Raw genomic sequence first — 13,177 nt, forward strand, 5'->3', positions numbered from 1 at the left:
ATGACACCGTTGAGGAACTGAAGGATGAGCTCCTACAATATCTCTTTTACTACAACGAAATGAGGCATCATCAAGGAATAAATGACATACCTCTTAACTTTAGAAAATCATTACCGAATTAGTTGACTTTTACAGCAATGATGATGACCGATTCGGGTTGGATGGACTCCAGAAAACGGTCCCAGGTCTCATCGCGCTGGCGCGAAATGGGCATCATCTTGGGCGCAATATATTTGAGGAAGCGCCCAACAATGGGGCGGTCCATGGTCACATCCGCTCCAGGCGCGATGATCCTGCCTGCAATGCGCCACAGCATGCGCCAAGGGGCTGCTCCCAACAACAAGGGCTCCAACAGGCTGGTGTGATTGAGCAATACCAGTAAGCGCATTCCCTTCCATGGGTCTTGGCCATAATTGTGCAGCCAGGTATTTTCCACTTTGTAGAAGGTGCGGGCAAACAGCTTGATGCTTGCAAGTGCAATGAAATTGGCCACGCGCTGTAGAAACATGTGCGAATATAGACGGATGTGTTGAAAGACGTACGGATGCCCGTCAACTGCAATCCTGTCACCTCTCTCGCACTTGTTTACCGTTCAAAACTGAAGTCCTGTCAGCTTTTAGGCCGTGGCACAGGTATTGTCCATGGGGCGGTCGTCAGTTTGAGTGTTCCGATGTGATCGGAATGTATCGAAAACTTAGCCGTAACGCTTCTCGATACGATCTCCGCAAGCTACGATCACTCGAAGCGACCCGATTTTTGAACATAAAACCTTGAACGAATAAGTCATGGCAGAAGCAACAACCGAAAACATCAAACAGGGCAAGATCAATGTCTCCACAGACAACATCTTTCCCATCATCAAAAAATTCCTTTACTCCGACCACGAGATCTTCTTGCGCGAGTTGGTGGCAAACGCTACCGATGCCACGCAGAAGCTGAAGACCCTCAGCGGCATCGACAAGTTCAAAGGCGAGATGGGCGAACTGACCATCGAGGTCGTATTGGACGAAAAGGCCGGAACCCTCACCATCAAGGACAAGGGTATAGGTATGACGGCCGAAGAGGTGGACAAGTACATCAACGATATCGCCTTCTCGGGTGCAGAGGAATTCGTGAACAAATACAAGGACAAGGCAGAGGCCATGATCGGCCACTTCGGTCTTGGGTTCTACTCATCGTTCATGGTGGCAAAAAAGGTGGAGATCATCACCAAAAGCTACATGAAGACCAAGAAGGCCGCGCATTGGACCTGCGATGGCAGCCCGAACTACACCTTGGAAGAAAGCGACCGTAAAGACCGCGGAACAGACATCATCCTACATATTGCGGACGACAGCAAGGAATTCTTGCAGAAAAGCCGTATTGAAGGCATTCTTAACAAGTACTGTAAGTTCCTTCCTGTTCCGATCAAGTTCGGAACGAGGACAAGAACCGAATACGCAGAGCGCGATGAGGAAGGCAACAAGAAAGGTGAGGACAAGCAGATCACCGAAGACAACATCATCAACAACACCGATCCTGCTTGGACCAAGCAGCCAAGCGACCTGAAGGAAGAGGACTACAAAGCGTTCTACCGCGAACTGTACCCCGGCACCTTTGATGAGCCGTTGTTCAACATCCACCTCAACGTGGATTATCCGTTCAACCTCACCGGTATCCTCTACTTCCCTAAGATCAAGCAGAACATTCAGGTACAGAAAGACAAGATCCAACTGTACAGCAATCAGGTGTTCATTACCGATAATGTGGAGAACATCGTTCCTGAGTTCCTAACGCTATTGCACGGGGTCATCGACTCACCGGATATTCCTTTGAACGTATCGCGCAGCTATCTACAGAGCGACCACAACGTTCAGAAGATCAGCAATCACATCAGTAAAAAGGTCAGCGATAAACTGAACGAACTCTTTAAGGTCGATCGTGAGGACTTTGAGAAGAAGTGGGACGACATCAAGATCTTCATCCAGTACGGTATGCTAAGTGATGAGAAGTTCTACGAGCGCGCCACCAAGTTCTGGCTGTTCAAGAACACCGATGGCAAGTATTTCACCATGGAGGAATACAAGGAGCACATCACTGCCAACCAAACAGATAAGGACAACAAGTTGGTGTACCTCTACACGAACGATCAGGAGGCGCAGCACAGCTACATCGACATTGCCAAGGAGAAAGGCTACGATGTGCTGGTAATGGACAGTCCGCTCGATTCGCACTTCGTGAATCAGATGGAGCAGAAATTGGAGAACAGCACGTTTGCCCGAGTGGATGCGGACATCATTGACAAGCTCATCAATAAGGAAGATGCCGCTCCGAGCAAGTTGAGCGATGAGGAGAAGGAAACCCTCAAGCCATTGTTCGAGAAGCAGGTGAACCCAGAAGGTGGCGCAGGCAAATTCACGGTTCAGTTCGAGAACCTGAGCGAGAACGAAATGCCAGTGGTCATTACGCAGCCTGAGTTCATGCGCAGAATGAACGATATGCAACGCCTAAGCGGACAAGCGGGAATGATGGGCGGTTTGGAATTCTTCAACCTCGTTGTAAATGCCAATCACCCGAAAGTGGGCGAACTGCTCAATGCCTCAGAAGAAGAGAAAGAAACCAAGACCAAACAGCTCTGCGATCTTGCCCTCCTGAGCCAAGGCCTGTTGAAAGGCAAAGAGTTGAGCGCGTTCCTCAAACGCAGCGTTGAGCTGATCTAATGGTAGATACGCGATGAATCGCGTCTCCGCACATGGCAAAGGGACAGACGTTTCAAAGACGCGATGAATCACGTCTCTACGCCAAACCAAATGAAAGGCCGCGCCTCGGATTTCCGAGGCGCGGCCTTTCATTAAATAGGCTTCGGTGCATACTTGAATCTGCGGTATTTCCCGGTAAGTTTTCCAAAATAATAGGTCATAGGTATTATAACATACCGGACAATACCAGGCAACTCCAACATGCCATACTCGCTTTTGTAATACATCATTAGAAAGGCACTGGCAAATGGTTCTGGCCGGCCATCACTTCCCGCATCAGTGGCCTTGTAAAGTTCAGTAATGAAGAAATCAACGTTATTTGGTGGACTGACCCAACCATTGCAACGCAGCAGCCCCTGACCTGAGTTCCAAAATTTATGAGGCGTTCCTTTACTGAAGGTCACGGATTCATCAGGTCCGATGGTGATGGGGTCACCGTTCAATACCTGGTAGGTCATTTTGCCTTCCAACACAGTAATTGATTCATCCTGTTTGTAATGCACATGCATGGGAGGTCCAGCGCCTGGCTGAAGTTCGTTGGTCACATTCAAACGATCAATACCGTCTACTTTCTCTACGTTGAGAAATGTAATTTTCTCACCTGTCTTGTTGGTCGCGGTATGAGGATATGGATAATTCATTGGCTTCGGGATACAGATTGAAACACAAGTATAGTACATCGTACTAATGAATGCAAGCTTAATTAGTACATTGTGCTAATAAAGTTATTGATGAGCACAAGAGACCGTATCATAACCGAAGCCCTGTCCCAGTTCAACAAGCACGGAATTCATAAAGTGGGTGTTCGGGAAATTGCCAGAAATCTGAACATCAGCCCCGGAAATCTGTCCTACCATTTTCCAAAGAAGGAAGATCTGCTGCTGGAAGTACTTAGCAATTTGCGCGCACGAAATGAGCAAAATTTAGAGCAATACCGAAAGGGTGAAGCAGAATTGAAACACTTTCTTGAACTCGTTCAGGGAATATTTCAGAATCAGTACGATCATAGAGGGGTATTGACCGAGCTATTGGAACTAAGTCAGGCACTTCGGGCTGAAACCGATTTCGATTATGCTCTGAGACAACAGAAGAGACGCAACGATTTTAAGGAAATCATTCGTGGATTGTCTGAAACAAAGCAGCTCAATTTAGAGGGTGATCAACTTGATTTTCTTGTTTCATTCATGACGCTCTTCGGGCGATTCTGGATTGCCGAAGCATTCGTAGACCATCGGGAACGTGACCGGGAAAAGATCATCCTTCATTATTTGAAAATGGTCTCTACACAACTTTCATTGTTTGCCACTGAGGCAGGACAGGAGTCCATAGTGGCGTTTTGGGACATGTTAGCATGATCGAATGATGCAGATCCCATTCAATCCGAAGATCAATAATACTACCGTTTGACGAACCGGTCCTTGGAGTCATTCAAACCTTCCCACAACACTCTTTATATTTCTTACCGCTCCCACACGGGCATGGGTCATTTCGGCCAATAGACGGAAGTGGTCCGTATCGCACATCACTCATATCGGTATGGAAGATCTTTTCCATCATGGCAAACAGTTCCGGGTGCTTTTCCCTGAAAAGGTCGGGGCGGTCGAAGAAATACTCGGAGGCCACGGCAAAGAACTCCTGCTGGTTGGTGGCCCCATAAACGTCAATGTCAGACTTTCCTTCCAGTATGGCGCTGATCTCCTTTTTCATCAGATCCAGCCAAGGAATGACCATCTGCTTCTCGAGAAGCGAGTTTGGAATACCATCCACCCAGCCATCATCCTTGTCAATCAGATGTACAAACTCGTGGATGGCGGTGTTGCGCTTGTCGGTGGTATTCTCGAACCCATGGTGCAGTGCTTCTTTTGAGAGGATCATCTTGCCGTTCATGTATCCTGTTCCTACTATGCCCATGACCGATCTACTGGGACCTGCCGTTTCGAACTGTTGATTGAATTCGTTCGGGTAGATCAGCACTTCATCCAGCGTGGCGTAATGCCAATTATCGAACCGAAAGATGACGATGACCGCCCCTGCGGCCACCAGCAATCGGTCTTCCAGATCAACCTCCACATCAATGCCTGTGATCCGTGTGTTCGACAGAAATTCCTGCACCTTGCGTTCAAACCGGAGTTTCTCCTCCGCGTTGAGCGCATTGTAAAAGGCAACCTTCTGTGTAAGGATGATGCGCCATTTGGGAGGAAAGACCTCCGCTATCGGTTGTTTTTGCTTCTTTTCGATGGGGTATTTCCGGTAGAGATACCAGCCGGCAACCACAACCAGAAGAACGATAAAGGGACCCATTTCAGCGGTTACGAATCTACATCAATGTTAATGCACAAAAAAGCCCTGCCTCGTTTCCGAAGCAGGGCCGGTCAATTGATGACATTCCCCTTATCCCATCATCAATTCTTGATCACACGCACGGTAGTTGTCTGTCCATTTTCCGTGGCAATGCGAACGAAGTACATTCCAGCAGGCTGATCGATCTGCAGATCCACCAAATTGGTGTTCATGAAGTTCTGCATGCCCACTGTCTGTCCGACCGTATTGAAAACAGTTACCAATCCATTTCCCATTTCAGAACCCAACGAAACCGTCAAGCGACCATCATTTGTGGGGTTCGGATAAACCGATACCACATCGGCCAGTTCTTCAACAATTCCAGTTGGGCTTGTTGGGTTGTAGATGAACTCAAGGTCATCCACCCAAAGCTTTGCCGTGGTGCTTCCAGCGCCAGGCGTATAGCTCGATGTGAACGTACCTAACAAATAGGCAATGCCGTTGGTTGATGGACCTGAATAATCAAACGGTACTGAGATACGTTCCCAAACGCCACCGGTCTGGAAATTTTTTCGTGCTGAGGCCACCACGTGCGCTGCTGAGTTTCCATCCTGTGGATCATGCAGGTCGTACGAATCATGCAACACGAACGACATACGTGCAGAATCCGTGGCATCCGTTACGTTGTACTTGGCCCAAACAACAACACTGTCTGGCATGTCCGTGAACGGATGATTGAAATCCGCGTCCGCCATTACGGTTGCATTGTAGCCTTGAGAAGGAGTGGTTGAAGGCGCATTTACTTTTCCCGTTGTAATGGCTCCGTTCACTACGTTTCCTATGGCCGATGTGGTCTCGATACGTGCGCTGGCCGCGCCTCCGTGGTATTCGGTATTGTCTTGGAATACGCGCAACGAAGAACCGAAAGCACAAAGCGTGCAAAGGTTTCCTGTGGTCATGTTATTCCAGTTGGTAGGCTCTCCGTTGCTGTCCCAGCTTTCGAAATCAGCATTGTTCGCCTGCTGTTGCGCAGAGGCATTTATCAAAGCTCCAGCAGTTAATAATGCAAGTAGCGTAGCGTAGATTTTTTTCATGTTCCGAGTTTGATTCTATTGTGTTGAAATAAGAGATAGTTCGAATTCGGCCGCCAAATTATACGAATTTGCGACTTTGCATCTACGAAAAGATCAAGTGATGAACGCCCGCCTCAGATCAAGGGATCCTGAGCTGCATCAAACTGGCGACAACCTGCTTGCCAATTTACCTGCAAGCCATGCCATTGGAAGATAAGCGACCACAAGATCCAGCACGATGAACCACGTGGGTGCCGGGATCATGTAAGCTGCCATGATCCCACCCAAAAGACCGACAAAACCCATGGCCACGGCAAATCTCATTTTGTGCGTGGCCGCGATGAGTGCGGCCACGAAACCTCCTACGAAAGCATTCATGGCGTGCGCCAGAAATGGCATGAGAAAATGGATGGGCTGAAAGTTGTGTATGTTGGCCTTGATGGTCTCCATATCGGCAGGATTCACACCTTCTGGCACCGGAATAAAACTGTTGCTCAGCATGATGATTGCCATGTTGGCAGCACCGCCAGCAATAATTCCTGCCACAACGGCCAAAACGTTTCTGAGTATCGGATTCATTGGTTGATGGTTAAATTCTGAAGAAAGGTACGGATTCAGGATATCTCGATCCGATCGGCATGCGAATGCGGTTCGGAGATGACCAATAGTTCCAAGTTTTCATCTGTGGCATTGACAATGCGGTGCACCTGTCCAGGATTCACATGCATGCCCTCGTTGGCCTTGATGGTGTAATTCTCCCCGTTCAGTTCAAACACGGCAACGCCTTCCAACACATAAAAGAACTGCTGCGACTTTGAGTGCTTGTGCAACGACTCTGCCGTTTTGGGCGGCATGGTCTCGCGGATCACGCTCAGCGATGGGGTGTTTACAAACTGCCAGGCGGTGCAGCCATCGCCCCAGTTATACGACTTGGAATTTTTCGTGGTCCTTTTCATATCGGCTAAAACGAACGGCCGTAACAGAAGGTTGCAAATGGTTTCTTGTAAACTTGCACGCCTTCGTCTGAATTCTGTAACGCGGTTTTCTGCATAAATCTGAACCTTTGAACCGTAATATCACCGTCATGAGAACCATCTTTTTCATCATCCTATCATCTCTTCTCTGCTTAAGAGGGAAGGCACAGACACCAACGGTCGGAACGTTGAGCAACACCACAGAATCGTTGGATGGCTACACGCTTTTTGCACCCATGGCCTGGGACACGACCTACCTCATCAACAACTGTGGCGAGGTGGTGAACCGCTGGGGTAGCACGCATCAGCCAGGAGCTTCGGTCTATCTGCTCGAAAACGGCAACCTGCTGCATACCAAGCGTGTTGGAAACTCCACGTTCACTTCGGGCGGAAGCGGTGGCGGAGTGGAACTGTTCGATTGGGACGGAAACCTACTTTGGAGCTATGATGTCTCATCCACTTCTGAGTGCCAGCACCATGACGTGGAATACCTACCGAATGGAAACGTGTTGATGATCGTTTGGGAATCGAGATCCATGGCAGAGGCCATACAGGCGGGGCGAGACCCGAATCTGGCGCCAAGCGAGCTTTGGCCCGACAAGATCATTGAAGTGGAACCAAGCGGTGCTACTGGCGGAACCATTGTTTGGGAATGGCATGCGTGGGACCATCTGATCCAAGATGTGGACAACACCAAAGACAACTTCGGAACGGTTTCGGATCATCCGGAGCTCATCAACATCAATTACCCGAGCAATGCCAACAGCGATTGGCTGCATGTGAACGCGGTCTCGTACAACCCCGAATTCGACCAGATCGCCATCAGCAGCCACAACATGAACGAGATATGGATCATTGACCACAGCACCACAACTGCGGAGGCGGCCTCGCATACTGGAGGAACCTACGGCAAGGGGGGCGACCTCCTTTACCGTTGGGGAAATCCAGAAGTATATGACCGTGGAAATCCTTCTGACAAGAAATTCTACGGACAGCATAATGTGCATTGGATCACCGAAGGAACGGACGTTGGCAAGCTCATGGTGTTCAACAACGGGCAGAACAGAACACCTGGTGTTTCGTATTCCACGGTAGATATTATTGACCCACCTGTTGATGGAAACGGCAATTACACCGAGCCTGCAAGCGGCCAGACGTTTTTGCCAACCGACCTTTATTGGAGCTATGAAGGAAGCCCGAACACGGATTTCTTTTCGGCAAACATCTCAGGTGCGCACCGCCTATCGAACAACAACACGGTGATCTGCGAAGGTCGTAACGGCCATTTTTTCGAGATCACTCCCGACAAGGAAATCGTATGGGAATACATTTCGCCCGTTACACAAACTGGAATTGTGGATCAGGGAACCGATCCCGTGAACGGGAACAGCGTTTTTCGATGTACGCGCTACACGCCAGAATACGCAGCCTTTGTTGGACGGGACCTCACACCTGGAAGTGTTCTGGAACTGAACTCGAACGTCAGTTGCACGCTTCATTCAACTGCTACTGCCATCAATGAGCGTAGCGTTAAGAACAACGAGGTTCTGGTGACCGTTAATTCGGGCGCTGGCTTCCTCACCGTTTCAGAGATTCCGGAAACGGGCTTCCTGAGCGTGTACGATTCGTTCGGAAGAGCCATCCTTCAGCACAATGTTTACGGACGTATGGAAAGTATCAGCACTTCATTCTGGTCGCCAGGGATCTACTACGTATCCATCATTTTCCAAGATAGGAAAGTGACACGGAAGGTGTTCGTGATGTGATCAATCGTTGATGCCCACCGCGATCCAGCGCTGCACCTGACCATCATACACGAATGTAACGGCACCCTGAGCGGTTGTCTGCAATACGCCCGAACCGCCTTGTAGCGTCCATATCCTGTTTTCGGCAGCGGAGCCGCTGTCCTCATTCCGAATACGCATGTGGCCATTCCCCGTGTTGTAAACGATCAGGATCTTTCCGTTGCTACCTCCTTGAAAACCCGTTACATCAAAGTTGGAATTGGAACCCGACATGTGAATGAATGTGGCCGTTCCGATATCAATGTCATCATTCGAGCTTCCGTTGGGAACAATGACCGACTGCACGGCCGTAACCGCAGGCGTTTCGATGGGAACCGTCCACGAGAGATTGCCGCTGCCGTCATTTGTAAGCACTTCGCCCACGTTTCCTTGGGTGTCAGGAAGCGTGTAGACCACGTCTGATGAAAGTGCTGGCGAACGGAAAGCCGTGTAGTTCGCACCTCCTGACGGTTCGTAAAACCGAAGTTCGTTCGAACTCGTTTCGCTTTTGTAGCGGATGGTGCCATCGGCATCGAGCCGTAATCGCTCCATGGCATTGGTGCGCAATACCATATCGCTGGCATCACTGGTTCCAAGGTATTGCAGGGCCGCATCGATCCCCGCATTTCCGCTCAGCCCCCAACCGCTTCCGATGGAGGTCCATGTGGTGCCATCATAATAGTAAAAGCCTGGCTGGACATCGTTCTGAAAAACCATCAGCCCCGTTGCAGGCGATGCTATTTCCAGTTTTTCGGCCTCAGACACCCGTGGCAGCAGCACGCCCTTCTTTTCAGTCATGGCAGAAACATCCAGATCGAGGATGGCAGAGGCATTTGCGCTGCTGCCATTATCAGCGCCTATGTACACTCCCTGTGCGCAGGCAGAGCATGCAACAACAACCGAAAAAATACTCATGGATATTCTCAACGCCCGTGTCCTCATCTCGCTGTTTCTTTGCTTAAAGTTACCCAGCGAAATGGCCGAAAATTCAGATTTTAGCTAAGTGAAACCACGTGATTCTACGTAGGCGAATTCCGTACCCATGAATCGATGAACAGCATGTTCCGGTTTAAGTTTTGAAACATACGTTACAGCAGAAAACAAATACAATTTGAACTCAGCGAGGACTGAATCCATTAAATTCCCGATGGGAGAATCAGGCATTTAACAGCCTGCGGTGATAGTTGATCTGTCCCAGATGGTAATTGGTGTGACCCACCAGATGAATGATAAAATCGGAGCAGGTCAGTCCTTCGCGGAAAACAACCACAGGAAACGGTTTCTTCAGGTCTTCGTCAGCGAGTTTCCGTAGCGTTTCCGAAACGGCACTTTTGGCGTTTTCCAACTCCGAGACAACATCGGCCAACGGCATATCTCTGGTGGAGAACTCCAACTCGCGCTGGCGCACGTAGCCTGTGTTTCCCAGTATGGCCCCGATGAAGTGTTGCAGGTTTCCTGCCACATGAAGTGCCAGATTTCCTGCCGAATTGGAAATACCGTGTGGTGTTTTCCAGATCACCGACTCATCTGTGTATGCCCGCAACTCTTCCTGCATTTTGCTCAGATCGCGGAGCATTATTTCTATAACGGCTGCCTGTATCATAGCTCTCCGCAATCGTCAATGAATATGGGGGCCGTGGTCATGCCCGAACGCGAGCCGTAGCTCTCGATCCTGGCCACCACATCCATGCCTTCGGTCACTTTGCCAAAGACCACATGGGCGCCATCCAACCACGGACAGGGTACTGTGGTGATGAAAAACTGCGACCCGTTGGTGTTTCTTCCTGCATTGGCCATGCTCAGAAGTCCCGGTTCGGTGTGCTTCAACTCAAAGTTCTCGTCCTCAAACTTCTCCCCATAAATGGATTTCCCTCCCGTTCCGTTGTGGTTGGTGAAATCGCCTCCCTGCAACATGAACTGCGGTATAACGCGGTGAAACGAGCATCCCTTGTAGCCGTAGCCCTTCTCTCCCGTGCACAGCGCGCGGAAGTTCTCTGCGGTCTTCGGTACCACATCGGCACGCAGTTCGAACACAATTCTGCCAGCAGGCTGCTGATCGATGCTCACATCAAAAAATACTTTCGGGTTCTTCGTCTCGCTCATTGTATCTGATTTAGACCGCAAATGTAGGATTGCCGATCATTTGGAGAGATAAGGCAACAGTGCATTCTTCCAGATGGTATAGCCTTTCGCATTCATGTGCAGACCATCCTCCAGAAACAGTTTCTGGTTCAGTTCTCCATTGCGTTTCAGCATGGGGGTCCAAACATCCACAAAAACCACATGTTCGTAGCCATCGGCCATCTGCTTCAGCTTGGTGTTCAGTTCCATGTACTTGTCTTTCAGTTCCCATCGGGCAGGCGATGGCTTGGCCGAGATGATGATGACCAATGCTCCGCCCGCACTACGCCTTATGCCATCCACAAAGCGGTCGGCCTGCTCTGCGATGGGTTCGGGATCCTTTCCATTGGCCAGGTCGTTGTCGCCTGCATATACCACCACCATGCTCGGTTCAAACGGTTCTATCAGTTGATTCTCATAGCTCAGCAGATCGCGGTATTCTGCACCACCGAACCCATGGTTGAGCACAGGAAAATCAGGAAAATCCTGTTCGAGCGTTTGCCACATCTTGATGCTTGAACTGCCGATGAAGATAACGGGCGCTTCAAGACCTTTCTCTTCACTTCTTTGGACGATCTGGGCCACTTCCTCATCGAAATTGTTCTGAGAGAAAACCTTTGGAGAGTGGAAACACAGCCAAAAGAGCAGGAATGAAGAAATGATAGACCGCATTTTGAAAAAGATTGAAATGGTCGGCAATTTCTGAAAACCGCCACCTTATTGCAACCCGAACTACTTCAAAACCCTGCCAAGTTTCACAAACAGCGGAAAATGAACTTCCAACGTCTCTTCCTCCGTCCAAATTCCGTTTTCACGCAGTGATCGGATAAACGTTTCAACGGGATTTTCCGCATGTTGGCCGATGTATCGGTTCACACTGCTCCAAGTGTTCAGATAACCCTCCAATTGTGCCAAGTTCCACTTTACATCAATGGAATATTCCCGTTGCAACGGAATCGTCTTGAACGGAAAAGGAACCGAAGCATAATGGCTGTCTATGTGCTTGCGTTCGGGATCCCAATAACTGCCAATGGTTCCGTTGTAAAACTTGAACAGTTGTTGGTCGAATGCATCATTCGCGAACATCAACCCATAACCGATGATGGCGATAACGCCATTCGGTCTGGAAACCCGTTGCACCTCACGGTTGAAGGCCTCGAAATCGAACCAATGAATGGCCTGACCGACCGTTATCAGGTCAAATGAATTCTCCTGAAAGGGAGTCTCTTCGGCTCGGCAGTTCACGTATCTGATATTCGGTCTCTGCACAGCATTTTGAAGCTGATTCTGACTGATGTCTGAACCGACAACTTCGTTGAAATGCTCGGCCATTATAGCAGCGATCTGACCATTCCCGGTCGCGCAATCCCAACAGGAATCGAAATTCTGAACAGGCGAAAGAATGTCTTCATACAATGCCTTCGGATAAACAGGACGGAACCGACTGTATCCTACAGACTGCTTGGAAAAATTGTCCTTGACCTGTTTCATGTGCCGTGCTACAGGTTACCTACGGTCTGACCAAAGCCAACCCTCAGTTGGCTTTTGACTTCATTGGTAGTTGATGTGCTTTTTTATCACGCATCGTTTTCAGCATAGTATATGATTCTATTGCACTTTTCTGTCAATGAATTCCAACTTACTCCTTCAGAAAATTCATGCACTATGAACACCTCCAAGAAATAATCATAACCTGGGCACTTTTGCGCGGAGACTTCAGTCCATTTCCATTCCAACTCCTCCTCTGTCAATTCCAGCACAACGGCTTCAGAGTCTGGATAAAACTTTCCATTCATTCTTTTTGCATAGATGACCGCTCCATGATGGGCGTTGTCTATTCCAGATATGACGTCAATCAATTTCATGTTTAAATGCCAACGATGTCTCGCTAAAGATAGTGTGTTCGTGCTTCCATGCTTCATTGGCGTTGGTCGGCCTCCGCACGGTCCTCGATACATCCGCCACAGGCGGACACTCGGACTGACCCGCGCACGGACAGCGCAGAACCTGTAGAGACGCGATGCATCGCGTCTTTACGGTAGCGGTATAGGCATTGCATTCATTTAGTGTTGGAAACGGGTTTTATTTTTTCTGCTAAATCCGTCAAGCCGTCAATGGAATTCGGAATAATGAAAGTTTCGCTTTCAGATCTGATCTTCAGTCCGTTTGCACTTTCCTTGACTTCGTAGATCGACTTCAAAAGGAAC

General features: G+C 49.1%; 15 protein-coding genes. 3 read left to right on the plus strand and 12 right to left on the minus strand.

Annotated features, from left to right (window positions below):
- Positions 1 to 118: 118 nt before the first annotated feature.
- Complete coding sequence (locus GC178_13370; protein ID MBI1288555.1) at positions 119 to 508, minus strand: hypothetical protein; 390 nt, start codon at positions 506 to 508, stop codon at positions 119 to 121.
- A 301-nt stretch (positions 509 to 809) separates the two neighbouring features.
- On the opposite strand from GC178_13370, the gene htpG reads away from it, so the two are divergent.
- Positions 810 to 2,699: a molecular chaperone HtpG gene (gene htpG / locus GC178_13375; protein MBI1288556.1), complete on the plus strand. Its 1,890-nt coding sequence runs from the start codon at positions 810 to 812 to the stop codon at positions 2,697 to 2,699.
- A 131-nt stretch (positions 2,700 to 2,830) separates the two neighbouring features.
- On the opposite strand, the gene GC178_13380 is transcribed toward htpG, so the two are convergent.
- On the minus strand, positions 2,831 to 3,418 hold the full coding sequence (locus GC178_13380) for a cupin domain-containing protein (GenBank protein MBI1288557.1): 588 nt from the start codon (positions 3,416 to 3,418) through the stop codon (positions 2,831 to 2,833).
- 51 nt (positions 3,419 to 3,469) lie between these two features.
- Here GC178_13380 and GC178_13385 point away from each other — a divergent pair, with 51 nt between their 5' ends.
- Entirely contained in the window at positions 3,470 to 4,093 is a 624-nt protein-coding gene (locus GC178_13385) for a TetR family transcriptional regulator (GenBank protein MBI1288558.1), read from the plus strand.
- A 73-nt stretch (positions 4,094 to 4,166) separates the two neighbouring features.
- Here the strand turns inward: GC178_13385 and GC178_13390 are convergent, their stop codons facing one another.
- From GC178_13390 to GC178_13405, 4 genes are all read right to left on the minus strand, one after another.
- On the minus strand, positions 4,167 to 5,039 hold the full coding sequence (locus GC178_13390) for a peptidase (GenBank protein MBI1288559.1): 873 nt from the start codon (positions 5,037 to 5,039) through the stop codon (positions 4,167 to 4,169).
- Between the two features lie 101 nt (positions 5,040 to 5,140).
- Complete coding sequence (locus GC178_13395; GenBank protein MBI1288560.1) at positions 5,141 to 6,112, minus strand: T9SS type A sorting domain-containing protein; 972 nt, start codon at positions 6,110 to 6,112, stop codon at positions 5,141 to 5,143.
- 138 nt (positions 6,113 to 6,250) lie between these two features.
- Positions 6,251 to 6,670 (minus strand): hypothetical protein, encoded by a 420-nt coding sequence (locus tag GC178_13400; protein MBI1288561.1) that lies wholly within the window; start codon positions 6,668 to 6,670, stop codon positions 6,251 to 6,253.
- A 35-nt stretch (positions 6,671 to 6,705) separates the two neighbouring features.
- Positions 6,706 to 7,047: a cupin domain-containing protein gene (locus GC178_13405; protein MBI1288562.1), complete on the minus strand. Its 342-nt coding sequence runs from the start codon at positions 7,045 to 7,047 to the stop codon at positions 6,706 to 6,708.
- A 128-nt stretch (positions 7,048 to 7,175) separates the two neighbouring features.
- Between GC178_13405 and GC178_13410 the strand changes: the two genes are divergently transcribed.
- Positions 7,176 to 8,831: a T9SS type A sorting domain-containing protein gene (locus GC178_13410; protein ID MBI1288563.1), complete on the plus strand. Its 1,656-nt coding sequence runs from the start codon at positions 7,176 to 7,178 to the stop codon at positions 8,829 to 8,831.
- Here GC178_13410 and GC178_13415 read toward each other — a convergent pair whose 3' ends face one another.
- From GC178_13415 to GC178_13440, 6 genes are all read right to left on the minus strand, one after another.
- On the minus strand, positions 8,832 to 9,764 hold the full coding sequence (locus tag GC178_13415) for a hypothetical protein (GenBank protein ID MBI1288564.1): 933 nt from the start codon (positions 9,762 to 9,764) through the stop codon (positions 8,832 to 8,834). It lies immediately after the preceding gene.
- Between the two features lie 241 nt (positions 9,765 to 10,005).
- Positions 10,006 to 10,452, minus strand: coding sequence for a DUF1572 domain-containing protein (locus tag GC178_13420; protein MBI1288565.1), 447 nt, complete (start codon positions 10,450 to 10,452; stop codon positions 10,006 to 10,008).
- Positions 10,449 to 10,952, minus strand: a complete 504-nt coding sequence (locus tag GC178_13425) for a peptidylprolyl isomerase (GenBank protein MBI1288566.1) — start codon at positions 10,950 to 10,952, stop codon at positions 10,449 to 10,451. Before GC178_13425 ends, GC178_13420 begins: the two co-directional genes overlap by 4 nt.
- Positions 10,953 to 10,988: 36 nt before the next feature.
- Positions 10,989 to 11,642 carry a G-D-S-L family lipolytic protein gene (locus tag GC178_13430; protein MBI1288567.1) on the minus strand — a complete coding sequence of 218 codons (654 nt, stop codon included), beginning with the start codon at positions 11,640 to 11,642 and terminating at the stop codon, positions 10,989 to 10,991.
- 60 nt (positions 11,643 to 11,702) lie between these two features.
- On the minus strand, positions 11,703 to 12,461 hold the full coding sequence (locus GC178_13435) for a methyltransferase domain-containing protein (GenBank protein MBI1288568.1): 759 nt from the start codon (positions 12,459 to 12,461) through the stop codon (positions 11,703 to 11,705).
- 86 nt (positions 12,462 to 12,547) lie between these two features.
- Positions 12,548 to 12,835 (minus strand): hypothetical protein, encoded by a 288-nt coding sequence (locus GC178_13440; GenBank protein ID MBI1288569.1) that lies wholly within the window; start codon positions 12,833 to 12,835, stop codon positions 12,548 to 12,550.
- Positions 12,836 to 13,177 lie beyond the last annotated feature (342 nt).

This window comes from Flavobacteriales bacterium, from assembly GCA_016124845.1.
GTDB lineage: Bacteria > Bacteroidota > Bacteroidia > UBA10329 > UBA10329 > UBA10329.